The sequence below is a fragment of the Providencia sp. PROV202 genome (assembly GCF_028479565.1).
Classification (GTDB): domain Bacteria; phylum Pseudomonadota; class Gammaproteobacteria; order Enterobacterales; family Enterobacteriaceae; genus Providencia; species Providencia zhijiangensis.
In genome coordinates this window covers 245,472-271,385 of the sequence record NZ_JAMPNV010000005.1, presented here as the reverse complement: position 1 = coordinate 271,385, position 25,914 = coordinate 245,472, and the positions used below count along the sequence as shown (strand labels likewise).

At 42.4% G+C, this 25,914-nt stretch carries 26 protein-coding genes and 3 tRNA genes; 23 read left to right on the top strand and 6 right to left on the bottom strand.

What is annotated here, in order from left to right; all coding sequences use genetic code 11:
* The first annotated feature begins 14 nt into the window (after nucleotides 1-14).
* From odhB to PR799_RS03995, 17 genes are all read left to right on the top strand, one after another.
* Nucleotides 15-1,223 carry a 2-oxoglutarate dehydrogenase complex dihydrolipoyllysine-residue succinyltransferase gene (gene odhB, locus PR799_RS04075; RefSeq protein WP_036947796.1) on the top strand — a complete coding sequence of 403 codons (1,209 nt, stop codon included), beginning with the start codon at nucleotides 15-17 and terminating at the stop codon, nucleotides 1,221-1,223.
* A 132-nt stretch (nucleotides 1,224-1,355) separates the two neighbouring features.
* Nucleotides 1,356-2,522: an ADP-forming succinate--CoA ligase subunit beta gene (sucC, locus tag PR799_RS04070; protein ID WP_154604643.1), complete on the top strand. Its 1,167-nt coding sequence runs from the start codon at nucleotides 1,356-1,358 to the stop codon at nucleotides 2,520-2,522.
* Complete coding sequence (sucD, locus tag PR799_RS04065) at nucleotides 2,522-3,394, top strand: succinate--CoA ligase subunit alpha (protein WP_036947794.1); 873 nt, start codon at nucleotides 2,522-2,524, stop codon at nucleotides 3,392-3,394. Before sucC ends, sucD begins: the two co-directional genes overlap by 1 nt.
* Before the next feature lie 826 nt (nucleotides 3,395-4,220).
* A complete protein-coding gene (cydA, locus tag PR799_RS04060) occupies nucleotides 4,221-5,789 on the top strand; it encodes a cytochrome ubiquinol oxidase subunit I (RefSeq protein ID WP_154604644.1) in 1,569 nt (522 codons plus the stop codon).
* 14 nt (nucleotides 5,790-5,803) lie between these two features.
* Nucleotides 5,804-6,943, top strand: a complete 1,140-nt coding sequence (gene cydB, locus PR799_RS04055) for a cytochrome d ubiquinol oxidase subunit II (protein WP_154604645.1) — start codon at nucleotides 5,804-5,806, stop codon at nucleotides 6,941-6,943.
* Between the two features lie 12 nt (nucleotides 6,944-6,955).
* Nucleotides 6,956-7,078 (top strand): cytochrome bd-I oxidase subunit CydX, encoded by a 123-nt coding sequence (gene cydX / locus PR799_RS04050; protein WP_006660445.1) that lies wholly within the window; start codon nucleotides 6,956-6,958, stop codon nucleotides 7,076-7,078.
* A 5-nt stretch (nucleotides 7,079-7,083) separates the two neighbouring features.
* The gene (gene ybgE / locus PR799_RS04045; protein WP_132494279.1) at nucleotides 7,084-7,371 is read left to right on the top strand and encodes a cyd operon protein YbgE; all 288 of its coding nucleotides are present in this window, start codon (nucleotides 7,084-7,086) and stop codon (nucleotides 7,369-7,371) included.
* Between the two features lie 134 nt (nucleotides 7,372-7,505).
* Complete coding sequence (gene ybgC / locus PR799_RS04040; RefSeq protein WP_154628675.1) at nucleotides 7,506-7,901, top strand: tol-pal system-associated acyl-CoA thioesterase; 396 nt, start codon at nucleotides 7,506-7,508, stop codon at nucleotides 7,899-7,901.
* A complete protein-coding gene (tolQ, locus tag PR799_RS04035) occupies nucleotides 7,898-8,581 on the top strand; it encodes a Tol-Pal system protein TolQ (RefSeq protein WP_036947783.1) in 684 nt (227 codons plus the stop codon). Before ybgC ends, tolQ begins: the two co-directional genes overlap by 4 nt.
* An 18-nt stretch (nucleotides 8,582-8,599) precedes the next feature.
* Complete coding sequence (gene tolR, locus PR799_RS04030) at nucleotides 8,600-9,025, top strand: colicin uptake protein TolR (RefSeq protein ID WP_154628674.1); 426 nt, start codon at nucleotides 8,600-8,602, stop codon at nucleotides 9,023-9,025.
* A 70-nt stretch (nucleotides 9,026-9,095) separates the two neighbouring features.
* Nucleotides 9,096-10,238: a cell envelope integrity protein TolA gene (gene tolA / locus PR799_RS04025; protein ID WP_272521311.1), complete on the top strand. Its 1,143-nt coding sequence runs from the start codon at nucleotides 9,096-9,098 to the stop codon at nucleotides 10,236-10,238.
* 144 nt (nucleotides 10,239-10,382) lie between these two features.
* Nucleotides 10,383-11,675: a Tol-Pal system beta propeller repeat protein TolB gene (gene tolB / locus PR799_RS04020; RefSeq protein ID WP_036947763.1), complete on the top strand. Its 1,293-nt coding sequence runs from the start codon at nucleotides 10,383-10,385 to the stop codon at nucleotides 11,673-11,675.
* 43 nt (nucleotides 11,676-11,718) lie between these two features.
* Nucleotides 11,719-12,216, top strand: a complete 498-nt coding sequence (gene pal / locus PR799_RS04015; RefSeq protein ID WP_006660438.1) for a peptidoglycan-associated lipoprotein Pal — start codon at nucleotides 11,719-11,721, stop codon at nucleotides 12,214-12,216.
* A gap of 22 nt (nucleotides 12,217-12,238) precedes the next feature.
* Complete coding sequence (gene cpoB, locus PR799_RS04010; protein ID WP_154628673.1) at nucleotides 12,239-13,021, top strand: cell division protein CpoB; 783 nt, start codon at nucleotides 12,239-12,241, stop codon at nucleotides 13,019-13,021.
* 205 nt (nucleotides 13,022-13,226) lie between these two features.
* Nucleotides 13,227-13,302, top strand: a tRNA-Lys gene (locus PR799_RS04005).
* Between the two features lie 171 nt (nucleotides 13,303-13,473).
* Nucleotides 13,474-13,549, top strand: a tRNA-Lys gene (locus tag PR799_RS04000).
* 34 nt (nucleotides 13,550-13,583) lie between these two features.
* Nucleotides 13,584-13,659, top strand: a tRNA-Lys gene (locus PR799_RS03995).
* A 146-nt stretch (nucleotides 13,660-13,805) separates the two neighbouring features.
* On the opposite strand, the gene PR799_RS03990 is transcribed toward PR799_RS03995, so the two are convergent.
* Nucleotides 13,806-14,681: an aminoglycoside 6-adenylyltransferase gene (locus PR799_RS03990; RefSeq protein ID WP_272521310.1), complete on the bottom strand. Its 876-nt coding sequence runs from the start codon at nucleotides 14,679-14,681 to the stop codon at nucleotides 13,806-13,808.
* 239 nt (nucleotides 14,682-14,920) lie between these two features.
* On the opposite strand from PR799_RS03990, the gene nadA reads away from it, so the two are divergent.
* The 3 genes from nadA (at nucleotide 14,921) to aroG (ending at nucleotide 18,167) form a co-directional block, all read left to right on the top strand.
* Nucleotides 14,921-15,961, top strand: coding sequence for a quinolinate synthase NadA (gene nadA / locus PR799_RS03985; protein WP_272521309.1), 1,041 nt, complete (start codon nucleotides 14,921-14,923; stop codon nucleotides 15,959-15,961).
* A gap of 95 nt (nucleotides 15,962-16,056) precedes the next feature.
* The gene (gene pnuC / locus PR799_RS03980; RefSeq protein ID WP_272521308.1) at nucleotides 16,057-16,779 is read left to right on the top strand and encodes a nicotinamide riboside transporter PnuC; all 723 of its coding nucleotides are present in this window, start codon (nucleotides 16,057-16,059) and stop codon (nucleotides 16,777-16,779) included.
* A gap of 332 nt (nucleotides 16,780-17,111) precedes the next feature.
* A complete protein-coding gene (aroG, locus tag PR799_RS03975; RefSeq protein ID WP_272521307.1) occupies nucleotides 17,112-18,167 on the top strand; it encodes a 3-deoxy-7-phosphoheptulonate synthase AroG in 1,056 nt (351 codons plus the stop codon).
* 69 nt (nucleotides 18,168-18,236) lie between these two features.
* Here aroG and PR799_RS03970 read toward each other — a convergent pair whose 3' ends face one another.
* The 4 genes from PR799_RS03970 to modE all read right to left on the bottom strand — a co-directional run bounded on the left by PR799_RS03970 (nucleotide 18,237) and on the right by modE (nucleotide 22,680).
* On the bottom strand, nucleotides 18,237-18,977 hold the full coding sequence (locus PR799_RS03970) for a hypothetical protein (protein WP_272521306.1): 741 nt from the start codon (nucleotides 18,975-18,977) through the stop codon (nucleotides 18,237-18,239).
* A gap of 176 nt (nucleotides 18,978-19,153) precedes the next feature.
* Nucleotides 19,154-19,906, bottom strand: coding sequence for a 2,3-diphosphoglycerate-dependent phosphoglycerate mutase (gene gpmA, locus PR799_RS03965; protein ID WP_006660200.1), 753 nt, complete (start codon nucleotides 19,904-19,906; stop codon nucleotides 19,154-19,156).
* A 373-nt stretch (nucleotides 19,907-20,279) separates the two neighbouring features.
* On the bottom strand, nucleotides 20,280-21,758 hold the full coding sequence (gene modF / locus PR799_RS03960) for a molybdate ABC transporter ATP-binding protein ModF (RefSeq protein ID WP_272521305.1): 1,479 nt from the start codon (nucleotides 21,756-21,758) through the stop codon (nucleotides 20,280-20,282).
* A gap of 133 nt (nucleotides 21,759-21,891) precedes the next feature.
* Nucleotides 21,892-22,680 carry a molybdenum-dependent transcriptional regulator gene (gene modE / locus PR799_RS03955; protein ID WP_272521304.1) on the bottom strand — a complete coding sequence of 263 codons (789 nt, stop codon included), beginning with the start codon at nucleotides 22,678-22,680 and terminating at the stop codon, nucleotides 21,892-21,894.
* A gap of 190 nt (nucleotides 22,681-22,870) precedes the next feature.
* On the opposite strand from modE, the gene PR799_RS03950 reads away from it, so the two are divergent.
* Complete coding sequence (locus PR799_RS03950) at nucleotides 22,871-23,023, top strand: AcrZ family multidrug efflux pump-associated protein (RefSeq protein ID WP_036950553.1); 153 nt, start codon at nucleotides 22,871-22,873, stop codon at nucleotides 23,021-23,023.
* 82 nt (nucleotides 23,024-23,105) lie between these two features.
* Here the strand turns inward: PR799_RS03950 and PR799_RS03945 are convergent, their stop codons facing one another.
* Nucleotides 23,106-24,161, bottom strand: a complete 1,056-nt coding sequence (locus PR799_RS03945; protein WP_272521303.1) for an ElaD/SseL family deubiquitinase — start codon at nucleotides 24,159-24,161, stop codon at nucleotides 23,106-23,108.
* Nucleotides 24,162-24,424: 263 nt separating this feature from the next.
* On the opposite strand from PR799_RS03945, the gene modA reads away from it, so the two are divergent.
* Entirely contained in the window at nucleotides 24,425-25,201 is a 777-nt protein-coding gene (gene modA / locus PR799_RS03940) for a molybdate ABC transporter substrate-binding protein (RefSeq protein WP_036950547.1), read from the top strand.
* 22 nt (nucleotides 25,202-25,223) lie between these two features.
* A complete protein-coding gene (modB, locus tag PR799_RS03935; RefSeq protein WP_272521327.1) occupies nucleotides 25,224-25,913 on the top strand; it encodes a molybdate ABC transporter permease subunit in 690 nt (229 codons plus the stop codon).
* Nucleotide 25,914: the final 1 nt, after the last annotated feature.

Genomic DNA, 25,914 nt, shown 5'->3' with positions numbered 1-25,914 from the left:
TTAAAGGATAGAAAATGAGTAGCGTAGAAATTCTTGTTCCCGATCTTCCTGAATCCGTCGCTGATGCAGCGGTTGCCACATGGCATAAAAAACCAGGTGACAGTGTTCAGCGTGACGAAGTTCTGGTTGAGATCGAAACAGACAAAGTTGTTCTTGAAGTTCCTGCAAGTGAAGCAGGTGTTCTGGAAGCCATTATTGAAGAAGAAGGCGCAACTGTTTTATCTAAACAGTTACTAGGTCGCATTCGTTTAGGCGATAGCACAGGTATCCCTGCTGAAGTTAAAGAAGCAGCACCTGCACCAGCAGCACGCCAAACGGCGAGCTTAGAAGAAGAAAGCAACGATGCACTGAGCCCAGCGATTCGTCGTCTGGTCGCTGAGCACAACCTGAACCCTGCTGATATCAAAGGGACTGGTGTTGGTGGTCGTCTGACTCGTGAAGATGTTGAAAAACATTTAGCAGCTAAGCCTGCAGCGGCACCTGCGGCTCAAGCACCAGCAGCAGCTCAAGCACCATTAGCTCACCGTAGTGAAAAACGTGTTCCGATGACTCGTCTGCGTAAACGTATTGCAGAACGTCTGTTGGAAGCGAAAAACAGCACGGCGATGTTAACAACTTTCAACGAAATCAACATGCAGCCTATCAAAGACCTGCGTGCACAGTACGGTGAAGCATTCGAAAAACGTCATGGTGTACGTTTAGGCTTTATGTCTTTCTACATTAAGGCGGCGGTTGAAGCACTGAAACGCTATCCAGAAGTGAACGCTTCTATCGATGGTTCTGACGTGGTTTACCATAACTATTTCGATATTAGTATTGCGGTATCAACACCGCGTGGCCTGGTAACACCAGTTCTGCGTGATGTGGATGCAATGAGCATGGCTGATATTGAGAAAAATATTAAAGAGCTGGCTGTCAAAGGTCGCGACGGTAAATTAACTGTTGAAGATTTAAGTGGCGGTAACTTCACTATCACTAACGGTGGTGTGTTCGGTTCTCTGATGTCTACTCCAATCATTAACCCACCACAAAGCGCAATCTTAGGCATGCATGCCATCAAAGACCGCCCAATGGCTGTTAATGGTAAGGTAGAAATTCTTCCAATGATGTATTTAGCACTGTCTTATGACCACCGTTTAATTGATGGTCGTGAATCAGTTGGCTTCTTAGTGGCTATCAAAGATATGTTGGAAGATCCAACTCGTTTACTGCTAGACGTATAGAAACATAACAGGGCAGGGGGACAACCTGTCCGGTCTGAGGTAACCGATGCAGCCAGTTCGCTGGCTGCTAAATCTGTAACAATTGCAAGGGGCGATAAACGCTCCTCCAGACTCAATTATGGATAGAACATCATGAATTTACACGAGTATCAGGCAAAACAGCTTTTTACACGCTATGGTTTACCAGCACCAACTGGTTATGCCTGTTCATCAGTAGAAGAAGCAGTAGCTGCGGCGAAAAAAATCGGTAATGGTCCATGGGTTATCAAATGCCAAGTTCACGCAGGTGGACGTGGTAAAGCTGGCGGCGTAAAAGTTACAAAAGATATCAATGACATCCGTGAATTTGCTGAGAAATGGTTAGGTAAGAATCTGGTTACTTACCAAACTGATGCAAATGGTCAGCCGGTTAACCAAATTTTGGTTGAAAGCGCGACTGACATCGCTAAAGAACTGTATTTAGGTGCAGTCGTTGACCGTGGTACACGTCGTGTTGTATTCATGGCTTCAACGGAAGGCGGCGTTGAAATTGAAAAAGTTGCTGAAGAAACACCAGATCTGATCCACAAAGCTGTTATCGATCCACTGACTGGCCCAATGCCATATCAAGGTCGTGAACTCGCATTCAAATTAGGCTTAACTGGCAAACAAGTTAGCCAATTCGCTAAAATCTTCATGGGCTTAGCGACCATGTTCTTAGAGCGCGATTTAGCGCTGATCGAAGTTAACCCATTAGTTATCAATACTGAAGGCGATTTAGTTTGCTTAGACGGTAAATTAGGCGTGGATAGCAACGCTCTGTATCGTCAAGCTGAAATGCGTGAAATGCACGATCCATCTCAAGAAGATGCGCGTGAAGCTCAAGCAGCTAAATGGGAACTTAACTACGTTGCTCTGGATGGTAACATCGGTTGTATGGTTAACGGTGCGGGCCTTGCAATGGGTACCATGGATATCGTTAAACTGCACGGCGGTGCGCCAGCTAACTTCCTTGACGTTGGTGGCGGTGCAACCAAAGAGCGCGTAACTGAAGCGTTTAAAATCATTCTTTCAGATAAGAGCGTTAAAGCTGTATTCGTAAACATTTTTGGTGGTATCGTTCGCTGTGACCTGATTGCAGACGGCATCATTGGTGCAGTAGAAGAAGTTGGCGTGAATGTACCAGTAGTTGTACGTTTAGAAGGTAACAATGCAGAGTTAGGTGCGAAAAAACTGGCAGACAGCGGCTTAAATATTATCGCTGCAAACAGCCTGACAGATGCAGCTAAGAAAGCAGTAGCAGCGGCGGAGGCTAAATAATGTCTATTTTAATCGATAAAAACACCAAAGTAATTTGCCAAGGATTCACTGGCGGTCAAGGTACTTTCCACTCCGAACAAGCTATTGCTTACGGTACAAAAATGGTTGGCGGTGTAACGCCAGGTAAAGGTGGTACAACTCACCTAGGTTTACCGGTATTTAACACTGTGCGTGAAGCAGTAGAAGCAACGGGTGCAACAGCATCTGTTATCTACGTGCCAGCACCATTTTGTAAGGATTCTATCCTTGAAGCGATTGATGCAGGTATCAAACTGATCATCACTATCACAGAAGGTATTCCAACACTGGATATGCTGACTGTTAAAGTGAAATTAGACGAAGCTGGCGTTCGTATGATTGGCCCTAACTGCCCAGGTGTTATCACTCCGGGCGAGTGCAAAATCGGTATCCAACCTGGCCACATTCATATGCCAGGTAAAGTTGGTATTGTTTCACGCTCAGGTACACTGACTTATGAAGCGGTAAAACAAACAACGGATGCAGGTTTAGGCCAATCTACTTGTGTTGGTATCGGTGGTGACCCAATTCCTGGTTCAAACTTTATCGATATCCTGAAATTATTCCAAGAAGACCCACAAACTGAAGCGATCGTGATGATCGGTGAAATCGGTGGTAACGCGGAAGAAGAAGCGGCTGCATACATCAAAGAACACGTTACTAAGCCTGTTGTTGGCTATATCGCGGGTGTGACTGCACCTAAAGGTAAGCGTATGGGACATGCTGGTGCAATTATCGCTGGTGGTAAAGGTACTGCCGACGAGAAATTTGCTGCTTTAGAAGCCGCTGGCGTGAAAACTGTACGTAGCTTGGCTGATATCGGCGATGCTGTGAAGTCTATGCTAAACAAATAAGCGCAATATGAGCTTATAGCTCGTATAACGTAAGAGACGAAGCCCGTGCTTTCTAGGAAGTACGGGTTTTTTTATGGCTAATGATTGTACTTATTTCATGTCATTCCTACTAAAAGCTTAAAAGGTAGGATTTTTAATGAGTAATACCAAAATAAATCAGCATAAATAGTAAGTTTTGAGTAAGTTTATTATTGAATATGAAATAGCACAAAATGAAAAAAGTCTAATTTGATATTAGATCAATTTTTTATTTTGAAATTATTTTGATTAACTGAATATAGAGCTTTTTCTACGATAATTATCTTTATTAATAAATAAAGTAATAATTTAGAAATGGGCTGCTATTATAAATAAACATTCTTTTTTAGATTGAAAAAAACAAAAGTTATCATTTTGTTTTAATCTTATTAAAAAAGTAAAAAAACCTATATCAATTAAAATAACAGATAGTTAACAACTGGCTAACTATTATTTGAATCGGGACGCAATCAATTAACAAGTGAGAAAAAATTGACGTAAATCAATTTATTACCACTAGCTTTATTTGCTCAAATTGCTTAAATTGGTGCTCGATCAAATACTCATTTTTCTATTAAAGGGTATAATTATTGATATAACTTCAGAATTCAAATCTGAATCACGTAAAAGAAGTTTATTGTATGTGAAGATAAGCGTACTATTATTATGGTAGGTTTTTTCTTTTACTTTTGTTAATTATTTGTTGTTTTGAGGCATTTTTTGCTGGTAGTTAAGAGGCTTTCCTGTTTAACACTGGAAGCTGGGTTGCCGCAAGTCGGTGTCTTCCTGCTAGGAGCAAGGAGTCAAGATGTTTGATATTGTCGAACTGTCACGATTACAGTTTGCCTTAACTGCGATGTATCACTTCCTGTTCGTTCCATTAACGCTCGGTATGGCGTTTTTGCTTGCGATTATGGAGACGGTATATGTGCTGTCTGGTAAACAAATTTATAAAGATATGACTAAGTTCTGGGGCAAGTTATTTGGTATTAACTTCGCTCTGGGTGTTGCGACTGGTCTGACTATGGAGTTCCAATTCGGGACTAACTGGTCATACTACGCCCACTATGTTGGAGATATCTTCGGTGCGCCTCTGGCAATCGAAGGTCTGATGGCATTCTTCTTAGAATCTACCTTTGTTGGTTTATTCTTCTTCGGTTGGGATCGTTTAAGCAAAACTCAGCACCTTGCGGTGACTTGGTTAGTGGCTTTAGGTTCTAACTTCTCTGCGCTGTGGATTCTGGTTGCGAACGGTTGGATGCAAAACCCTATCGCTGCAGACTTCAACTACGAAACAATGCGTATGGAAATGGTTAGCTTCTCTGAGCTAGTCCTGAACCCTGTTGCGCAAGTTAAATTCGTTCACACAGTTGCTGCTGGTTATTGTACTGGTGCCATGTTCATTCTGGGTATCAGCTCTTACTATATGCTTAAAGGTCGTGACTTGGCATTCGCTAAGCGCTCTTTTGCAATTGCTGCAAGCTTTGGTATGGCTGCCGTTCTTTCTGTTATCGTTCTTGGTGATGAATCAGGTTACGAAATGGGTGACGTGCAGAAAACGAAGCTGGCCGCTGTTGAAGCAGAGTGGGAAACCCATGCGCCTCCAGCTGCATTTAACCTAATCGCATTCCCAAGCAATGAGAAACAAGAGAATACATTCTCTATCTCAATTCCATGGGCGATGGGTATTATTGCAACGCGTTCTATCGACACGCCAGTATTAGGTCTGAAAGATCTGATGAAGCAACACGAAGTCCGTATCCGTAACGGTATGGTTTCTTATGGTCAATTACAACAGCTGTTAGCTGGTGATAAGAGCCCAGAACTGCGTGCTGCGTTCGAAGCAAGTAAAAAAGACCTTGGCTATGGTCTTCTGTTAAAACAATACACACCAAACGTTGTTGATGCGACAGAAGAACAAATTCAGAAAGCGGTTAAAGACAGTATTCCTAATGTTGCACCACTGTTCTGGGCATTCCGTATCATGGTTGCAGTCGGCTTCGCGTTACTGTTAATCATCGGTTGGTCATTCCTGTCAGTTGTTCGTAACCGTATTGGTAAGAGCAAACTGCTGCTTCGTCTGGCTCTGTTTGGTATTCCATTACCATGGATTGCTATTGAATCAGGCTGGTTCGTGGCTGAGTATGGTCGTCAACCGTGGGCAATTGGTGAAGTGTTACCGGTTTCGGTCGCACACTCTAACTTAACCCCACAAGACCTGATCTTCTCTATGGCTCTGATCTGTGGTCTGTATACACTGTTCTTGATTGCCGAAATGTTCTTAATGTTCAAATTCGCTCGCAAAGGGCCTAGCAGCCTGAAAACCGGTCGTTACCATTTTGAACAGAAAAATAGTTCAGCACACGACGTTCAGTAAACAGGAGTCCACTTATGTTTGATTATGAAGTTCTTCGATTTGTGTGGTGGATCCTTATCGGCGTACTGCTGATTGGATTTGCCGTCACGGATGGCTTTGACATGGGCGTAGGCTTCTTATTACCTATCTTAGGTAAAACAGATACTGAACGCCGCGTTATGATTAACTCAGTAGCACCGCACTGGGATGGTAACCAAGTTTGGTTAATCACAGCGGGTGGTGCAATGTTCGCTGCATGGCCTCAGGTTTATGCTGCTTCATTCTCTGGCTTCTATGTCGCTATGATTTTGGTATTAGCTGCATTGTTCTTCCGTCCGGTTGGTTTCGACTACCGTTCTAAACTGGAGAACCCAAAATGGCGTAGCATGTGGGACTGGGGTCTGTTTATCGGTGGTTTCGTGCCTCCGTTAGTTATCGGTGTTGCGTTTGGTAACCTGTTACTGGGTGTTCCACTGCAAATCGATAACCAGCAGTATCTGACTTATACAGGTAACCTGTTTGGTCTGCTGAACCCATACGGTCTGTTAGCTGGTGTTGTCGGTTTAATGATGATTGTTACCCAAGGTGCAACTTATTTGCAAATGCGTACAACTGGCGAACTGCACTTACGTACCCGTAAAGCAACTTACATCTGTGCGTTTATCACTTTAGCTGCTTTTGCTGGTGCTGGCGTATGGTTAGTGATGGGTATCGATGGTTATGTTGTGACTTCAACGATTGATACATTAAGCCCGTCTAACCCACTGAACAAAACTGTAGAAGTTGTTTCTGGTGCATGGTTAACTAACTTTAATACGTATCCAATCCTGTGGGCTTTACCTGGCCTGGGTCTGGCATTACCACTGTTAACGATGATTGCAACTAAAGCAGATAAAAATGGTTGGGCGTTCCTGTTCTCATCATTGACTATCGCGTGCATTATCTTGACATGTGGTGTTGCAATGTTCCCATTCGTCATGCCTTCAAGCATCATGCCAAATGCAAGTTTGACCATGTGGGATGCGACATCTAGCCTGTTCACTCTGCAAGTTATGACTGTTGTTGCTATCATTTTTGTTCCAATCATCCTGTGCTACACCGCGTGGTGTTACTACAAAATGTTTGGTCGTTTGGACAAAAACTTCATCGAAAGCAACAAGCATTCACTGTATTAAGGAGCATAACATATGTGGTATTTCGCCTGGATCCTCGGCACTCTGTTAGCTTGTAGTTTTGCAGTGATTGCAGCATTAGCCCTTGAGCACTCTGAAAGTGCAAAAGAAGCTAAAACAGCTAAAGATGGTGAGTAAATAGTATGCTGATGGATAAATCCTATCAGCTATTAGGAAAGGGCCCGATAAGGGCCCTTATCCTTATATTAGCTTTAGTAACCGCTGGTGCAGTAATGTGGGATCCTTCCCTGTTTGCAGCCAATACCAGTGCATTTCCAATCTGGCAAGGTCTTCTCATGATATGGGCAACTTGCAGCGCCATCATTTTTGGAGTGGGTTTCCTACCTAACAAATTGACGTGGCGAGTGCTGTTCCATCCATTACCTGCCGCCATCATTCTTATCTGGGGACTTGTAAAAGTCTTTAGTTAATCTAAATTCAGATTGTGGGTCATGCGACCCGCAATTATTTTTGATATCTTTACCTGCAAAGTGATTCCAAAGCGGCACTGTCTTGCGTATAGTGACACCGTTAATTAATTTAACCTAAGACGGAGTGGTTTTTTATGTTATTTCGCTGGCCTGTTCGCGTGTATTATGAAGATACAGATGCGGGCGGAGTTGTATACCATGCTCGTTATCTGGCTTTTTTTGAGCGGGCAAGAACGGAAATGTTGCGGAATAAAGGTATTAACCAACAAAGTTTACTCGCTGAGAACCTTGGTTTTGTCGTTCGTAGTATGACAATTGATTTTATTAAGGGCGCTCGGTTAGATGACCTGCTGGAAGTGGAAACGGAAATTGTTGAAATTAAACGCGCTTCTTTACTCTTTCAGCAAAGGTTAGTTGATTTGCAAGGTAACTTGCTTTGTGGGGCAACAGCCCTAATTGCTTGTGTGGACACATCTAAAATGAAGCCGAAAGCGCTTCCTAAGTCTATTGTCGCGGAGTTTAAGCAGTGACTGACATGAATATCTTGGATTTATTCCTAAAAGCGAGCCTATTGGTTCAGCTGATTATGTTCGTTTTGATCGGTTTTTCTATTGCATCGTGGGCGATTATTATCCAGAGAACTAAAGTTTTAAATGCCGCCACGCGCGAAGCGGAAGCATTTGAAGATAAATTCTGGTCAGGTATTGAGCTGTCCCGCTTATATAAAGAAAGCCAAGCTCGCCGTGATGCATTAGGTGGTGCAGAGCAAATTTTTTACTCTGGCTTCAAAGAGTTTGTTCGCTTACATCAAGCTAATATTCATGCGCCAGATGCGGTAGTTACTGGTGCATCTCGTGCTATGCGTATTTCCATGAACCGTGAGTTGGAATCCGTTGAGTCGCATATCCCATTTTTAGGTACCGTAGGGTCAATTAGCCCTTATATCGGTCTGTTTGGTACCGTTTGGGGGATCATGCACGCATTTATCGCACTGGGTGCGGTAAAACAAGCAACATTGCAAATGGTTGCTCCGGGTATTGCGGAAGCTCTGATCGCAACAGCAATCGGTCTATTCGCTGCAATCCCAGCTGTTATGGCATACAACCGTTTAAACTTACGTGTGAATAAACTTGAGCAAAGCTACGATAACTTTATGGAAGAATTCCTCGCTATCTTGCATCGTCAAGCATTCTCGGCTGATAAGAAATAAGACGAGGGAGAAAAGCGAATGGCGCGCAATAGTAGACGCAGACGTGAGCTAAAATCCGAAATCAACATTGTTCCATTACTGGACGTATTGTTGGTGCTTTTGCTGATTTTCATGGCAACGGCACCCATTATTTCTCAGAGCGTGGAAGTTGACTTGCCGGATGCAACAGATACCCAAACCGTCTCATCCAGTGATAATCCCCCCGTTATTTTAGAAGTGGCGGGTGTTGATCAATATAATTTATTGGTCGATGGTGAGCGCATGGAATTACTGCCACCTGAACAAATTTCAGCGGTCGCAAAAGAGCAGTTAGAAAAAAATCCGAAAACGATTTTTCTAATTGGTGGTGCGAAAGAAGTTCCTTATGACGAAGTCATTAAGGCGCTGAATATGTTACACAGTGCTGGGATCAAATCTGTTGGTTTGATGACTCAACCTATTTAATTTGCTGACGCCACTTTGAGAGCGGCGCAGATATAATTGAAAAGAATCGATTCTTTTTTTGGAAACCAGAGTGGGAAAGACAAAAGAGAAACAGGATGACTTGAAGCGCTCATTAATGGTGTCAATTGGATTGCACATCTTACTGGTCGCTTTAATTGTTATAGGCTCTTTAGTGACTGTCGTCCAACTTGGCGGCGGTGGGGAAGAGGGGACTGTCATTGATGCAGTGATGGTCGACCCTGGTGCAGTTGTTGAGCAATATAATCAATCTCAACAGCAGCAAAAAAGCGCCCAACAAGCCGCTAAAGAGCGTAAAGAACAGCAACAAAAACAAGATGCTGAGCTAAGAGAAAAGCAAGAGCAGGAACAAAAACGTCTGCAAAAACTTGAAGAAGAACGGATTCAAACTCAGCGAGAAACGGAACAGCAGCAGAAACAAGCTGAAGAGCAGAAAAAACAAGCCTTAGACGCGGCTAAAAAAGCGAAGGAAGAGCAAAAAATAGCGGAAGAAGCCGCTGCTCAAGCCAAAGCTGAAAAAGAAAAACTCGTGAAAGAACAAGCGGCAGCGAAAGAAAAAGCTGACGCACAAGCTAAGAAAGAAGCTGAAGCTGCTAAGGCTAAGGCAGAAAAAGAAGCTAAAGAAAAAGCGGAAGCGGACGCTAAAGCTAAAGCAGACAAAGAAGCTAAAGCCAAAGCGGATGCTGATGCTAAAGCAAAAGCTGAAAAAGAAGCTAAAGCTAAGGCAGATAAAGAAGCTAAAGAAAAAGCGGACAAAGAAGCTAAAGCAAAAGCTGCGAAAGCCAAAGCTGAAGCTGCGAAAAGCGCATCATCGGTTGATGATTTGCTGGGTGATTTAACTGCATCAGGACCAAGCAAGCAAGGTGGACAAACGGCTGCGGGTAGCGGTGGTGGTAAAAAATCAGGCGCATCAAATGCTGATGTTGATAGCTATGCCGGTAAAATAAAGGCTGCAGTTCAAAGTAAATTCTATGATTCAGAAAGTTATCGTGGACGTACTTGTGAATTGCAATTGAAGTTAGCACCAGATGGATTGTTGGTGAATATTTCACCGAAAAATAATCCAGCAAATGATCCTGCGTTATGTGAAGCGGCAATGAGAGCAGCAAAACTTGCGACTATGCCAAAACCACCTAGCAGAGAGGTCTATGATACGTTTAATAAATCGGGTAGCACATTGGTATTTAAGCCTTGATTTTCAATAAGTCAGAGCAGTCTGTATTGTAAATTTTGAGGCAATGTAATAAATAGTTTGTGTGCTATCTAGTTTTGTTAGTATACCTTTGTTAAAATTCAGCGAATTATTGCGGTGGTGAATATCGCAGTAAGGGAGATTAGGATGAAGCATGCGTTTAAAATAGTTCTCGGGTTCTTAATGCTATGGGCTACCGTTGCTCAGGCAGAGATCCGTATTGAGATTACTGAAGGTGTTAACTCAGCTCAGCCAATCGGCGTTGTCCCATTTAAATGGGCTGGCGCAGGTGCACCACCACAAGAAGTAGGCGGAATTGTTGGTGCTGATTTACGCAATAGCGGTAAATTTAACCCTATTGAACCAAGTCGCATGCCTCAGCAACCAGGCACGGCTTCAGAAGTGACGCCAGAGGCTTGGACTGCGTTAGGTATTAACGCGGTTGTTGTTGGTCAAGTTCAACCAGCAGCTGATGGTAGCTTTGTTGTTAGCTATCAGTTAGTGGATGTTGCCGCTAACCCTGGTGCAGTTTTAGCGCAAAACCAGTTTAAAGTGACCAAAGATTGGTTACGCTATGCAGCGCATACTGCAAGTGATGAAGTATTTGAGAAATTGACTGGTATCCGTGGTGCTTTCCGTACGCGTATTGCTTACGTGGTGAAGACCAACGGCGGTCAATATCCGTTTGAATTACGAGTTTCTGACTATGACGGTTTTAACCAATTTACGGTTCACCGTTCGCCAGAACCTTTAATGTCGCCAGCTTGGTCACCAGATGGCCAAAAGATTGCGTACGTAACGTTTGAAAGTGGTAGTTCTGCGCTAGTTATTCAGACTCTATCAAGTGGTGCTGTTCGTCAGGTCGCATCATTCCCACGTCATAATGGGGCACCTGCATTCTCACCAGATGGGACTAAACTAGCTTTTGCTCTGTCTAAGACAGGCAGCCTGAATTTATATGTGATGGACTTAGGTAGTGGTCAAATTCGTCAAGTAACAGATGGTCGTAGTAACAATACTGAACCAAGCTGGATGCCGGATAGCCAAACTTTAGTTTATACCTCTGATCAGGCAGGACGTCCGCAGATTTATAAAATGAATATTAATGGTGGTAGTCCTGTGCGTGTTTCCTATGAAGGATCGCAAAATCAGGATGCTGATGTAAGCCCGGATGGAACTTTCTTAGTGATGGTCAGCTCCGGGGGCGGTCAGCAGCATATCGCCAAACAGGATCTGGCAACGGGTAACGTTGAATATTTAACGTCAACGTTTCTAGATGAAACGCCGAGTATCGCACCTAACGGCACTATGGTAATTTATAGCTCCTCTCAAGGCTTGGGGACTATATTGCAGCTAGTTTCGACCGACGGGCGTTTCAAAGCGCGTCTTCCGGCAACCGATGGACAGGTTAAATTCCCTGCCTGGTCGCCGTATCTGTGATGCATAATAATAATGTGTGGCAAAAATATTAAGGATCAAAACGATGCAACTGAATAAAGTGCTTAAAGGGCTGATGATCGCATTACCAATCATGGCAGTCGCAGCTTGTAGCTCTAACAAAAACAACGACCAAACTGGTGACGATTCTTCTATGAATCAAACTAACACTGGTCTGTCTGCGGAAGAGCTGGCACGTCAGCAAATGGAACAACTGCAACAGAACAACACTGTTTACTTTGGTTTCGATAAATACAACGTATCTCCAGAGTATGCTGAAATGTTAGATGCACACGCAGCATTCCTGCGTAGCAACCCATCTGTACGTGTTGTTGTTGAAGGTCATGCGGATGAGCGCGGTACTCCAGAATACAACATCGCACTGGGCGAGCGTCGTGCTAACGCAGTTAAAATGTATCTGCAAAGCAAAGGCGTTTCAGGTGACCAAGTTTCACTGGTTTCTTACGGTAAAGAAAAACCAGCTGTGTTAGGTCACACTGAAGCAGACTACGCGAAAAACCGTCGTGCAGTCATTGCATACTAATAGATAAGCGAAATTATCTATTATGAACAGTAACTTCAGACAATTACTAGTTGGTCTGTCGTTATTGGTTGGCGTAGCGGCCCCTTGGGCCGCTATTGCCCAAGCGCCAATCAACAATGTCGGATCGGGTTCTTCCGCAGACCGCCTCACTCAACTTGAGACAGCTGTTAGCTCTCAAGGTCAAATTATTTATCAAATCCAGCAGCAATTAGCCGATAATCAACGTGATATTGATATGTTACGTGGGCAGATTCAAGAAAGTGAATACAAATTGAATCAGGTTGTTGAGCGCCAAAAAGATTTGTACATGCAATTAGACAAAGCGAGTGGTGGTGATTCTTCAAGCTCTTCAGATGCAACTGATACTAGTGCATCAAATGCGCAATCACCTTCTTCAGATACGCCAGCCGCAAGCTCCGGTGGTAATGAAAAAGATGATTACAACGCAGCCGTTAAACTGGCGATGGAAAGTAAGTCCAAAGCACAGATTGATGAAGCGATTGGTGCATTGCAAGGGTTTATCAAAGCATATCCAAAATCTGGGTATCAATCGAATGCCAACTATTGGCTAGGACAGTTAAACTACAACAAAGGTAGCAAGGATGACGCCGCATTCTACTTTGCGACTGTAGTTAAGCAGTATCCGAAGTCTCAAAAAAGCAGTGAAGCCTTATTTAAAGTGGGCTTGATCATGCAAGATAAGGGACAGAAAGATAAAGCGAAGGCTGTTTACCAGCAGGTATTACAACAATACCCAAATAGTTCTGGTGCAAAACTTGCAGAGAAGAAGCTCAGTACACTGTAATTGATAACCCCGAAGCGATGTAGCCGAATATTTCGGGGTTATCCGTATGTTTAATGTGCACTTAATCTTTTTTTTAAAAAAAACCATTGCACCCTCGTCAGAAATCAGTAATATAAGCCGCCGTTGATACGAGAAAGCGCGGATTGATAAATCCGAGTCATATCAGCAAGAATCGATTAAACATTGATTCTAAAAACATTTAGATGGGTCGTTAGCTCAGTTGGTAGAGCAGTTGACTTTTAATCAATTGGTCGCAGGTTCGAATCCTGCACGACCCACCATCTAAAAGCAGTAAACAATTCAAGCAGTTCAGATGGGTCGTTAGCTCAGTTGGTAGAATTGTTAACTGTTAATAAGATGGTTGCAGGTTCAGCCCGTAGGGTGAGACCGAAGGTCGAAGAATCCTGTACGTTCTCGATATTATATTAGTACAGAAAATCAAGAAATTAGATGGGTCGTTAGCTCAGTTGGTAGAGCAGTTGACTTTTAATCAATTGGTCGCAGGTTCGAATCCTGCACGACCCACCATCTAAAAGCAGTAAACAATTCAAGTAGTTCAGATGGGTCGTTAGCTCAGTTGGTAGAGCAGTTGACTTTTAATCAATTGGTCGCAGGTTCGAATCCTGCACGACCCACCATCTCAAAAAATTCCTTCAATAAAATCCCATTAGCATTCACTCTTAACTCCAACTATTCCTAATTTAGTCGAAGAGCAATTTACGCTAATACCAACACTCAACTTTCATCCCAAAAAACCAGCATTCCCTCGCCAGCCTAATACCATTTATTCCAGATTTTCAGGAATTAACCCATTATCCTTTAAGATCCCGATAACGATTTCTTGCACCTTTAAACCCACCGCTCGGTTATCTTGATAACCAAACAGTTTAATGGCCTCAGTCATCGCTTCCATAAAATGACCCATCAAGCAATGTAGAGATAATGCAGCTTTTTGCGCAGTACCGCAGTCAAAAATCGTTTCAGTGGCTTGAATAACATGCTCTGGCATCCATTGTTGGTAATGTTTACCGTTATACCAAACATCGTGTTGTTTATTTCCATGAGCAACAGTTTGCTCAAGTAAGCTGAGAAAGAAACGTTTCATGTCAGTACTTCTTGACCAAGCGCTCCATAGCTCATTACGCGTTAATGCAATTGCCACTTGGTGAGCTTCAAACCAAAAATCCGTAACCAGCTCATTAAACTGATGCTCACTCAACGGCGCGGGCTTTAATACACTAGGCTTAGGTGACGGTAATGCATCTGTGATCCCAGTTTTATCTAATAGCACCATAAAACCACGTGAGTAAGTACTATCTAACCCTTGTTGCTGCATTTTGAGTAATCGAGAAGGTTCTGCAAATGTAAAATCAACTTTGCGTCCTTCTTCATAAATCACTAAACAGGTGGGATTTTCTGGCTCATTTTCACCACCATTTTCTAAATGTAATGCGATTAATGGAGTGGCAATAAGGCTAACCCATTGCTTATCATTGAAAAGTGCAGTCACACCATGGCCAATGAGCTCAATATCAATGTCTGAATAGCCATCGATGTCTAATTCTCGCCCTCTAGAGCCCGTCAGTATGACGGCTTCAATTCTAGGTTCGAGTAATGAAATAGAAATTATTTTATTTAATAGCGTTGCAGGTGATTCCATAACTAGCCTATTGGAGTTAACAGAAGCCGCTAAGATACCGACAAATGAGGAGAAAAGCGAAAAACAAATCGTGAAAAAGGGCGCTACGGTAAAATCATTCGCTCATAGGTGAAAAGGTTGGAGACATCTTGGCCAAATAAGCGTATCTTGTTTAGTATATAAAACAAAAATATGCGGAATTAGGGGTTTTATGGATATTTTTAGGCATAAAATAACTTTCTGCTAAACAGAGGCAAGAAATGAGCGAGTTTATCGATTTTGACCATGCTGTTTATCCTTTTCCTCCTAAACCAGCACCGTTAAATACCGATCAGAAAGCGTTTTACCGTGAGCGTATTAAGCAATTATTGGTCGAAAAAAATGCGGTGATTGTCGCCCATTACTATACCGATCCTGAAATACAAGCATTAGCCGAAGAAACTGGCGGCTGTGTTGCCGACTCCCTTGAAATGGCGCGTTTTGGCGCTCGACATGATGCATCAACCCTGGTTGTTGCTGGGGTACGATTTATGGGGGAAACAGCCAAAATCCTAAGCCCAGAAAAAAATGTCTTGATGCCAACACTTGATGCGCAATGTTCGCTGGATATTGGCTGCCCTGATGAAGAATTTGCTCGCTTCTGTGATGCCCATCCTGACAGAACTGTGGTGGTGTATGCGAACACGTCAGCCGCGGTAAAAGCCCGCGCAGATTGGGTCGTGACATCCAGTATTGCTGTGGAGTTGATTGAACACTTAGATAGCCTCGGAGAAAAGATCATTTGGGCGCCGGATAAGCACTTAGGGCGCTATGTTCAACAACAAACCGGTGCGGATATTCTGTGCTGGCAAGGGGCTTGTATCGTTCATGATGAATTTAAGACTCAATCATTAGAGAAAATGAAAGCCATGTACCCTGAAGCGGCGGTACTGGTTCATCCTGAGTCCCCCCAAGCCATTGTGGATTTAGCGGATGCGGTCGGTTCAACTAGCCAACTGATTAAAGCTGCACAAACGTTGCCTAACCCATCCATGATAGTGGCGACCGATAAAGGTATTTTTTATAAAATGCAGCAAGCATGTCCAGATAAGTCACTGTATATCGCTCCAACGGCAGGTGAGGGGGCAACATGCCGAACTTGTGCTCATTGCCCGTGGATGGCGATGAATGGCTTACAGGCGATTACAGCGGCTTTAGAAGGTAATGGTATCGAGCATCAAATCCGTGTAGACGCACAGCTACGTGAAAAAGCCCTATTACCATTGGATAAAATGTTAAAGTTTGCAGAAAGTCTAAAATAACAACCAAAAATGTGCGGTTTAATTTCAAATAAGTTAACCGTGTGATATTGATGAGCAATGCTATTTTAACGATGAATGATAAATAGGATTTGAAAATGGAGTTTTTTAGCACCGCAAATACGTTAGTGCAGATCCCTGTATGGGGAACTATTTATGACCTTTCGTATATTGAAGCTGTTGGCACAATAGCGGGTTTATTGTGCATTCTATTGGCAAGCTTTGAAAAAACCATCAACTACTTATTTGGTCTCATTAACGTGACCTTATTCGCAGTGATTTTTTTCCAAATTCAGTTATACGCTAATTTGCTTTTACAGGTATTTTTCTTCGGCGCCAATATTTATGGTTGGTATGCGTGGAGTCGCGTATCAAACTCTCAAGAGGTCGAGTTGAAGATCCGCTGGCTAAGCCTGCCGAAAGCGTTAACGACACTGGTCATTTCGGTTTTAGCTATTATTTTCCTCACTTTTAATATTGATGCAGTATTTGGACGCCTTGCGACTTGGGCCGTTGAATTATTAAACCTCTTTGGTGCTAATTTAACTTTACCAACAATAGACCCAGATGCTTTCCCATTCTGGGATTCCACAATGACAGTGTTATCTGTGGTTGCGATGATTTTAATGACCCGCAAGTATGTTGAGAACTGGCTACTCTGGGTGGTGATTAACGTTATTAGCATTGTGATTTTCTTTATCCAAGGCGTTTATGCAATGTCACTGGAATATTTAATTCTGCTTGGTATTGCATTGAATGGTTCTCGGCTGTGGATCAAATCCGCGAAAGAAAATGGCTCAACGGCGTTATCTCGTGACTAAACTTCTTATTGAGTCAATTACTCAATAGGAAAAAATGCAAAAAACGGCTAAAGTAACATCATCGTTATTTGGCCGTTTCTTTATATTTTTACTCTGTATTATCCCTCAACTGTTTAGCTATTGTGCTAGATATCACTGTTTCACCTCATTTTATAATCAGAAGCGGAATAATGAGTGATTATCTTGCCATTTTGGCTGTTTACAGATGGCTAGGGAACAGTTAGATTGAAAATTCGATACCTGTCGCATTTTAAGTTAATTGTTAGCTATTGAGACTCAAAAAGGTATGTAACTCAACTTTAGGAAAAATAATAAACATTGGATATACCAGTATGAACTATCAGAACGATGACGTCAGAATAAAACAAATCAAAGAATTATTACCCCCTATTGCACTGCTCGAAAAATTTCCAGCAACCGATAAAGCGGCGTTTACCGTTCATGAAGCTCGTCATGCTATTCATAATATCCTAGTAGGAAAAGATGACCGTCTTGTGGTTGTTATTGGTCCATGTTCTATTCACGATACAAAAGCGGCTTTAGAGTATGCTGAGCGCTTGAAAAAATTACGCGAAGAGTTAAAAGGTTCTTTAGAAATCGTGATGCGAGTTTATTTTGAAAAACCGCGTACTACCGTTGGTTGGAAAGGATTAATTAACGATCCTCATATGGATCATAGTTTTGATATTAACGAAGGCTTACGTATTGCGCGCGAGCTGCTGTTAACGATCAACGACCAGGGCTTACCAACGGCAGGTGAATTCCTCGATGTGATCAGCCCACAATATGTGGCGGATTTAATGAGCTGGGGCGCCATTGGTGCGCGTACAACTGAATCACAAATCCACCGAGAGTTAGCGTCTGGCTTGTCTTGCCCGGTTGGTTTTAAAAATGGTACCGATGGCACGATTAAAATTGCGATTGATGCGATTAATTCCGCGCGTTCAGCGCACAGTTTCTTATCGGTCACTAAATGGGGTCATTCAGCTATCGTGAATACCAGCGGAAACCCTGACTGCCATATTATTTTACGTGGTGGTAAAACGCCAAATTACAGCGCTGAACATGTTAAAGAGGTGCGTGAAGGGCTGACGAACGCAGGGCTTATCCCAAGCATTATGATCGATTTTAGCCATGCTAACAGCAGCAAGAAATTTGAAAAACAGATGGAAGTTGCAACGGATGTTAGCGCACAGCTGAGCAATGGCGATCGCTCAATTACGGGCGTGATGATTGAAAGTCACTTAGTTGAAGGTAACCAGAATTTAGAATCTGGCGAGCCTTTGGTTTACGGCAAAAGTGTCACGGATGCATGTATTGGCTGGGATGATACGGAAAAAGTTTTACGACAGTTATCCGATGCAGTGATTGCACGTCGCCAAAAGTAATTAATAAAAAACTCGTTTAAAATATGAAAAAAGCCAGTTCGTTAATTTAGGAACTGGCTTTTTTTGTGATTATTTCTGCACTCGGCTTAATAATTTTTCAATGCTTGCCTGATCTTCAGGTGCCATATTTGTAGGATTAGCAGAGAGCTGAATATTAGAACCTTCCACTTTAGCTGTGAAAAATAATTTTCCTTTCTCGCTTTTTACGTAGAACACATCCTTGAGTGGAATACGGTAACAATAAGCAAAGATATTCGGGCGAATATAAAAATGGTTATCTTTAATCGCTAAATAGGTAGTGGCACTGGCTTTTTTACCAAAGAAACCTAAGAAAACAGCGAATACGAATAAAAACATTCCTAGGCTTTGGCTTAATACAATCAGTATGATACCTAAAATCGCAATCGGGAATACCATCATTGTATTGCTGCGTTTATTCATTGGGATACTGACATCGAAAGGGACATTGATAGTGGTATCAAATGGCGTGAGTTGATGGTAACGCCAGCGAATGGCAGAAAAGACCATCCCCATCGCAAATACAATAGTAATTGGCATGAGCGCGACACTACTGACCACCGCAAGAACAATGGCGAATGTAGGTTTATAATTGAGTACCATCATACTGACGATTTGCAGTGGGAAGCTGACACACGCAATAATCATCAATGTTTTCATCAGCTCAGGGTTTGCACTCCCCGCAGGTCCTTCAAGGGTCATTTCCCCCGTTTGTAACATATAAAGTAGCGCACCTAAAATACTGGCGCTGAGGATTAACCCCACCCAGACATAAAGATTAAACTTATTCATTTTCTTGATTTATCAACCTTTCAGTGAATTTTTCCCTATGATAGTCGGTTATCGGTATTTTCGACACTCCGAGGTGATGGATTTTATAATCAAACTCGAAAAATAAAGAAAAATGCCAATAAAAAAGGGTTAAGCCATTGGCTTAACCCTCAATAGGCATAAAGAAAAGTTAGTAATTACTTCGCTTTACCTTGGTTTGCAACCGCGGCTTGTTTTGCTGCGATTTCATCTTGGTTACCCAAGTAGTAGTGTTTGATTGGTTTCATGTTTTCATCGAACTCATAAACCAGTGGCACTGCTGTTGGGATGTTCAGGTTCAGAATCTCTTCTTCGCCCATGTTGTCCAAGTATTTAACCAGTGCACGCAGTGAGTTACCGTGAGCTGCGATGATCACTTTCTCGCCTTTTTCAACACGTGGTTTAATCACTTCTTCCCAGTAAGGAACAACACGGTCGATAGTGGTTGCTAAGCTTTCAGTGACTGGCAGTTCAGATGGTTTCAAGTTTGCGTAACGTGGGTCATGACCAGGGAAACGCTCATCATCTTTAGTCAGGTCTGGTGGAGTGATAGCAAAACCACGACGCCACAGTTTTACTTGCTCATCACCGTATTTTGCAGCAGTTTCTGATTTATCTAAACCTTGCAGTGCACCGTAGTGACGCTCGTTTAGTTTCCAGCTTTTTTCAACTGGCAGCCATTGCTGTTCAACTTGATCCAGAATGTTCCATAAGGTGTGGATAGCACGTTTTAGAACGGAGGTATAAGCGAAATCAAAAACAAAGCCTTCTTTTTTCAGCAGTTGACCTGCATTTTTGGCTTCTTCACGACCTTTTTCTGACAGTTCTACATCAGTCCAACCGGTGAAGCGGTTTTCTTTGTTCCACTCACTCTCACCGTGTCTTACTAAAACCAGTTTAGTTACAGCCATAGCTAAAACTCCTATCAGTACATTCAAATTAGAAATGAATTATTGCTGACCTACATTATAGGGATAGTCGCCCCGAACGCTAGTGACAACATGACGTTTTCTCAGTTTTAAGTCAAAAAAATCAATAATATCTAGGGATTAGTAATTTTAATTTAACTTAAGTTTAGGCGAAACGATTTAGTTTATTAGGTGTTTTAACACCGTGTCACTGGCTCAGTAAATCAGAAGGTATGGCATAGATTTAACCCTAAGTGAATCGATACAGCAAGTGAAAAATTCAATAATAATATGTGCTGGATTAATTTATTGGGGAATTTGATAAGCGGCAATAAATGATGCTGGTAAGTAAATACTTACCAGCAAGATAACGGGGTTATAGTTCTGATACGACTTCAATATCGTAGTGGTATTTATCCCCATCAGGAACAAATTTCAGTCGATGGGTAATGCACGATGGAGCATCTTCTTGGTGATGTGAAACAAACAATAGCTGAGTATTTCCTCGGCTAAGCATAATATCGATAAAACGCAGAACCAGCAGGCGATTTAGCCCATCAAGCCCTTGAAGAGGTTCATCCAAAATAAGCATGGTAGGGTGTTTAACCAAAGCGCGAGCAATCAGAATTAATCGCTGTTGACCCCACGATAAGCTATGAAATGGTTGTTGAGCCGTTTGTGGCGCAAATCCAAGTAGTGCTAGCCATTCATAAGCTAACTGAACTTGGCGGTCTGAAGGTGTTTGATACAGACCAATGGAGTCATGGAAACCGGAAATAATTACGTTGAGTACACTGGTTGCCACACGATATTCTTGATGAATACTGTTACTGACATAGCCAATGTGGCGCTTAATATCCCAAATCGTTTCTCCGCTGCCGCGACGGCGTCCAAACAAGGTTAAATCATTACTATAACCTTGAGGATGGTCTCCGGTGATCAGGCTTAATAGTGTGGATTTACCTGCACCATTTTCACCAATGATCTGCCAGTGTTCTCCGGGATTAACTTGCCAGCTTAGCCCATGCAAAATGGGTTTATCGTTGTAGCTAACGACGCCATTATTTAAAACAATACGTGGTGTCTCTTTATCAAGCGTCTCTTCAAGAGTTGGGTCTTCTTGTTCAGGAATAGTGAGTTGCTTGATTTTTTCGCTGTGCTGTAGCTGGTGGATCAGCGTGTTAGCAAGCACTGACTCTCTATCGCCACTTAGCGTGAGTTTACAGTCAGCGACAACACCAATGTGCTCAACAAAATCGGGGATCGCATCAAAGCGGTTGAGCACCAATACGACGGTGAGTCCTTTATCATGCAGGCTAAAGAGCAGTTCGCTAAGGTTGCTTCGTGAATAAATATCTAAGCCATCAAAGGGTTCATCGAGGATCAGTAAATCTGGAGATCCCATCAACGTCTGGCACAGTAGGACTTTGCGAGTTTCCCCCGTGGACAGGTATTTAAAGCGACGTGATAGCAAATCGCTGATACCAAATTTAGCCGCAAGCTCTAAGCACAATTCATTATCTTTATGATGAAGTTGAATAATCTCCGCGGCAGTAAAGCCAGTATCTTCTTCATCGTCACTGAGTAAGTCGGTGTTATTACGTTGCCACTCTTCTGCGATGATTTTTTGTAGCTGCTCAAAAGAGAGGCGAATAGGGGATTTGAAGCCGCTTTGGGTGATACCGGAAAGGGATTGCAACTCCCCAGAGAGTACGCGTGCTAGCGATGACTTTCCGCTACCATTGGCACCAATAAAAGCCCAGCTTTCACCCGAATGGATTTCGAGATGAGGAATATCGAGCGTTTGGGTTTCGCTCAGTTTAAAGCACCCATTTTGTATTGTTATCGAGCTCATTTAGCTTCCTTATCATTGACCTGCCTGCTACCACAAATAATCAGGTTTACAAGTAAAGTCAATAAGCTGACATGGGAGGAAGCTAAAAAATAGTGAATCAGGGGCAATATTAGGGGCGTTAACCCCTAAAAATCTAGCAAAGTGTAGCGATAATCACTTGGTCAGCATTAAATAATGCTGTAATTGAGTCGTTAATCGCCAGCTTTAACGCATCAACTTCTTGATTTGATAAGGTGGAGCAGAGTGTTTCTCCACCCGCTAAAGTGACAAGGATTTCGCTGTTTTCAGGGCCTCTTTCGAGGGTTGAAACGGTGCCTGAGAGTTGATTATCAAAATGGGTTTCGCTTGGTTTCTTGGTCAGTTTTACCCATGGTGCTTTAATCAAGGCGAGGACTTCTTTCCCTTCAACTAAGCCAAGGCGGTTAGCGCTAGATTCGGTGAGTGCGGCGTTAATGACGGTTTTCTTGTCGGCCAGTTTTACTTGAACGTGCTGTAAAACATGGTTGTGATCTCGTGCAATCAGAGTGCCGAAAAACTGGTTGCGGGCACTGGTTTGCAATGAAAAACGAGAAATTGCAGCGAGCAGGCTATCAAGGGGAAGGCTATCATCTTTGAGCACATCAAAAGCTTTTTGTTGAATTTGCCCCAGTAAATCATAGAGCTGGATTAATCTTTCCCCGTACTGGGTGAGCGTGGTTCCGCCACCACCTTTGCCTCCGGTTGATCTATCTAACAGAATGTCATCGGTGAGTTGGTTCATTTCATTGATGGCATCCCACGCACTTTTATAGCTGATCCCCGCAAGTTTAGCACCTTGGCTAATTGACCCTGTTGCTTTTATTTGTTTTAGTAGAGCAATTCGGCGAGGGTCGGCAAATAAACTTCCCTGTAGCTTCAATGTAAGTAAGATTTCGGCCTGCATTGTTAAGATCTCCCTGCTAGGATTGTGGCGGCAAAGGCAAAAAGCACGTTTAGTATCTTGCTAGTATAATAATTTGTCTAAAATAGTATGCAATATAATGCTATTGTGCGTTATTATTTTTGTTATATCGATTTTTCCCTCGTCAGCGTATCAGAATGCTGGTGAGCACAGTATCACTGAAGAGGCTTAGATGTTAGAACTTATCAAAAGTTTGGGCTTTGCCCTGTTAATGGTTCCGGTTGTAATGGTATTGATCATGGGTCTGATCTATGGCTTAGGTTCATTCTTTAACCTATTGTCTAAAGCGCATGTTCCGCATCACCATAATACTGAAAATAAGTAATACATAGCGAGCTTAGCTCGAATTAATCCTAGCCCCTTGATTGTGCATGCAGTCAAGGGGCTTTTCGTTTTAGAAAAGCGCTTTAAAATAAATGATGTTGATCATCGTAGTAGTTTGAAAACAGTTCCCTGCGGTTCTGAATATTAAATTGCTGCTGTTCTTCAATGGATTTTTCTGGGAAATCTTCATGGAATGCTTTGAGGATCTCTATTGGATCTTGTTGTGTGTTCTCAGTTAATTTTTTGATTGCTTCAAGAACAAATAGCCCACAACCATTTGGCACGTATTGTTGAATATCCCCATCAATAAAGGTCATATTATCACCAGCCCCAACAACTTGAGCGGCATCCATGAGTTGTTCACGAATTTCGGGCGTGAGTTCAGTGAATGAATTGAATACCACACTATCGGTTTTCTGTGTCAATTGATCTCGATAAAGTGCAAGAAAAATCCAATGTTCGTGGACATTGATGGGGAATAATTCAAGTTGATTCAATCCCTGCGAATTTTTCTCTTTTTGTTCAATATTTTCCTTCAAAAAATCTAACCCACTTAGAGTAAGAGGCATTGCGCTATTGATGGTTACATTAGATGGTAAGGCGTTGAGGACTTTATTCGCTGAATTAATTTCATCGCTGGTGACCATTCTATTTGTATCCCAAAGTGTTGATCCAGTTTTATCATCTTTGAATAACAAGGAGCTTAACCTAATCTTATCCATGAGATTCTTTATGGATGAACCAATAATATAGAGGAGCTTAGACGGTTTTTTTAGCTTTGAATCGTCAAAGTGGTTTGCAAGTTTTTTGTCGTTAAATAATTGGTATAACGCCTCACTGGTTTTCTGGATTTCCTTATCAATCCCTTTCTTTGCTGGCTGTTTACCACTGAATAAATCGAATAGGATATTTTCGGCTTTTTTTCCTGAAGGGTCTTGGCGTAGGGCGATATTGTGCAGTAACTCAATGCTGTTTAAATTTCCATTTCCGGCCTGTTTTCCCAAAACATCCAACGTTTCTGGATTGACCTCTTCATCAAATAATCGATTAAATTGTTTGGTCGTTAATCCGCTTATGTAATTATTTTGGGTTGGAGCACGTACTACCTGTGTGGGAATCATACCTTTTCCTTTTTTCATGACGCATGGCAAAAAAATTGAATTAAACATTCAAATGTAAATGATTTGTGCCGATAAAATTACAAAGGAAATATATGTAAGGCTATATAAAAGCGATGATGCTCAGACCCAAAAATCCTGCGGTGTAATGAGCATGATAAGTATCCCATTGAGAAAAAGTGGATGAGTTCTTGAGCTAGCACACCTTTATGTATTGTTTGACTTTAAGTTAACGCTGTATCTTGATATATATAGCGTGTTAAATAATACAATGGTGGATTAACATGAAAAAAGGTTTGATATCTCTGGTTGCGGGTGCCACGTTAACACTGACTATGGCAGGTAATAGCTTCGCGGCTGAAAAAATTACCGTGTTTGCAGCAGCGTCACTGACTAATGCACTGAATGAAATTTCAGAACAATATAAGAAAGAAACGAATGTTGAAGTGGTGGCTTCTTATGCTTCTTCTTCAACGCTGGCTCGCCAGATTGAGCAAGGTGCACCGGCAAACATGTTTATCTCTGCTGACCAGCAGTGGATGGACTTTGCGATTGATAAAAATCTGATGGTTAAAGATACCCGTTATACTTTATTAGGTAACGAGTTAGTGTTGATTGCACCGAAAGATTCAAAAATCGATAAAGTGGAAATTAACAAACAGACCGATTGGAAAAAACTGTTAGATGGTGGCCGTTTAGCAGTCGGTGACCCTGACCACGTTCCTGTTGGGATCTATGCGAAAGAAGCATTGACCTATTTAGGGGCTTGGGAAACAGTTGACCCATTATTAGCTCGTACTAACAACGTACGTAGCGGCATGGCGCTAGTTGAGCGTCAAGAAGCACCATTAGGTATTGTGTACGGCTCTGATGCTGTTGCAAGCCAAAAAGTAAAAGTAGTGGGTATTTTCCCTGCTGACACTCATAAACCTGTTGAATATCCAATGGGAATTGTGAAAGATCAGGATAATAAAGCGACCCGTGACTACTATGAATACCTGAAAACCCCCGCGGCTTCAGAAATATTCAAGCGTTACGGCTTCACTCCAAATCAAAAATAATTAAGAGATCATATCGTTGCAGATGTTAAGTCCTTATGAATGGGAAGCGATTTACCTCAGTTTAAAAGTTTCCAGCGTGGCGGTGCTATTTAGCTTACCGTTTGGTATTTTGATGGCTTGGGTATTAGTCCGCTGCCATTTTCCTGGCAAAACATTGCTCGACAGTATTATCCACTTACCACTGGTGCTACCGCCAGTGGTAGTGGGGTATTTGCTTCTCGTCAGTATGGGTAAGCGAGGATTTATTGGCGAATGGCTGTATGACTGGTTTGGTTTCAGTTTTACATTCAGTTGGCGAGGTGCTGCATTAGCATCGGCGGTGGTCGCATTTCCATTAATGGTGAGAGCGATACGCTTAGCGCTAGAAGCCGTAGATAAAAAGCTGGAACAAGCCGCACGAACCCTTGGTGCGAGCCCATTAAGAGTTTTTTTCACGATCACCATTCCATTATCGTTACCGGGAATTATCGTCGGTACGGTTTTAGCGTTTGCACGTTCTCTTGGCGAATTTGGGGCAACTATTACGTTTGTGTCTAATATTCCAGGGGAAACTCAGACAATCCCACTTGCTATGTATACGTTGATAGAAACGCCGGGAGCAGAAACTGATGCGGCGCGTCTGTGTATTATTGCGATTGTCTTAGCCTTAATTTCGTTATTAATTTCAGAATGGCTGACCCGTTGGGGCAAGAAGCGTCTGGGGGTAGACTAAT

What these genes read in the sequence shown, in the direction of transcription:
- ybgE (WP_132494279.1), top strand. Translation starts at nt 7,084, where the DNA reads ATGCTGATGGATAAATCCTATCAGCTATTAGGAAAGGGCCCGATAAGG.
- cydB (WP_154604645.1), top strand. Translation starts at nt 5,804, where the DNA reads ATGTTTGATTATGAAGTTCTTCGATTTGTGTGGTGGATCCTTATCGGC.
- gpmA (WP_006660200.1), bottom strand. Translation starts at nt 19,906, where the DNA reads ATGGCTGTAACTAAACTGGTTTTAGTAAGACACGGTGAGAGTGAGTGG.
- PR799_RS03950 (WP_036950553.1), top strand. Translation starts at nt 22,871, where the DNA reads ATGTTAGAACTTATCAAAAGTTTGGGCTTTGCCCTGTTAATGGTTCCG.
- modB (WP_272521327.1), top strand. Translation starts at nt 25,224, where the DNA reads ATGTTAAGTCCTTATGAATGGGAAGCGATTTACCTCAGTTTAAAAGTT.
- pnuC (WP_272521308.1), top strand. Translation starts at nt 16,057, where the DNA reads ATGGAGTTTTTTAGCACCGCAAATACGTTAGTGCAGATCCCTGTATGG.
- nadA (WP_272521309.1), top strand. Translation starts at nt 14,921, where the DNA reads ATGAGCGAGTTTATCGATTTTGACCATGCTGTTTATCCTTTTCCTCCT.
- cydX (WP_006660445.1), top strand. Translation starts at nt 6,956, where the DNA reads ATGTGGTATTTCGCCTGGATCCTCGGCACTCTGTTAGCTTGTAGTTTT.
- sucD (WP_036947794.1), top strand. Translation starts at nt 2,522, where the DNA reads ATGTCTATTTTAATCGATAAAAACACCAAAGTAATTTGCCAAGGATTC.
- sucC (WP_154604643.1), top strand. Translation starts at nt 1,356, where the DNA reads ATGAATTTACACGAGTATCAGGCAAAACAGCTTTTTACACGCTATGGT.
- ybgC (WP_154628675.1), top strand. Translation starts at nt 7,506, where the DNA reads ATGTTATTTCGCTGGCCTGTTCGCGTGTATTATGAAGATACAGATGCG.
- modF (WP_272521305.1), bottom strand. Translation starts at nt 21,758, where the DNA reads ATGAGCTCGATAACAATACAAAATGGGTGCTTTAAACTGAGCGAAACC.
- modA (WP_036950547.1), top strand. Translation starts at nt 24,425, where the DNA reads ATGAAAAAAGGTTTGATATCTCTGGTTGCGGGTGCCACGTTAACACTG.
- odhB (WP_036947796.1), top strand. Translation starts at nt 15, where the DNA reads ATGAGTAGCGTAGAAATTCTTGTTCCCGATCTTCCTGAATCCGTCGCT.
- tolR (WP_154628674.1), top strand. Translation starts at nt 8,600, where the DNA reads ATGGCGCGCAATAGTAGACGCAGACGTGAGCTAAAATCCGAAATCAAC.
- modE (WP_272521304.1), bottom strand. Translation starts at nt 22,680, where the DNA reads ATGCAGGCCGAAATCTTACTTACATTGAAGCTACAGGGAAGTTTATTT.
- cpoB (WP_154628673.1), top strand. Translation starts at nt 12,239, where the DNA reads ATGAACAGTAACTTCAGACAATTACTAGTTGGTCTGTCGTTATTGGTT.
- pal (WP_006660438.1), top strand. Translation starts at nt 11,719, where the DNA reads ATGCAACTGAATAAAGTGCTTAAAGGGCTGATGATCGCATTACCAATC.
- PR799_RS03990 (WP_272521310.1), bottom strand. Translation starts at nt 14,681, where the DNA reads ATGGAATCACCTGCAACGCTATTAAATAAAATAATTTCTATTTCATTA.
- aroG (WP_272521307.1), top strand. Translation starts at nt 17,112, where the DNA reads ATGAACTATCAGAACGATGACGTCAGAATAAAACAAATCAAAGAATTA.
- PR799_RS03945 (WP_272521303.1), bottom strand. Translation starts at nt 24,161, where the DNA reads ATGAAAAAAGGAAAAGGTATGATTCCCACACAGGTAGTACGTGCTCCA.
- tolB (WP_036947763.1), top strand. Translation starts at nt 10,383, where the DNA reads ATGAAGCATGCGTTTAAAATAGTTCTCGGGTTCTTAATGCTATGGGCT.
- PR799_RS03970 (WP_272521306.1), bottom strand. Translation starts at nt 18,977, where the DNA reads ATGAATAAGTTTAATCTTTATGTCTGGGTGGGGTTAATCCTCAGCGCC.
- cydA (WP_154604644.1), top strand. Translation starts at nt 4,221, where the DNA reads ATGTTTGATATTGTCGAACTGTCACGATTACAGTTTGCCTTAACTGCG.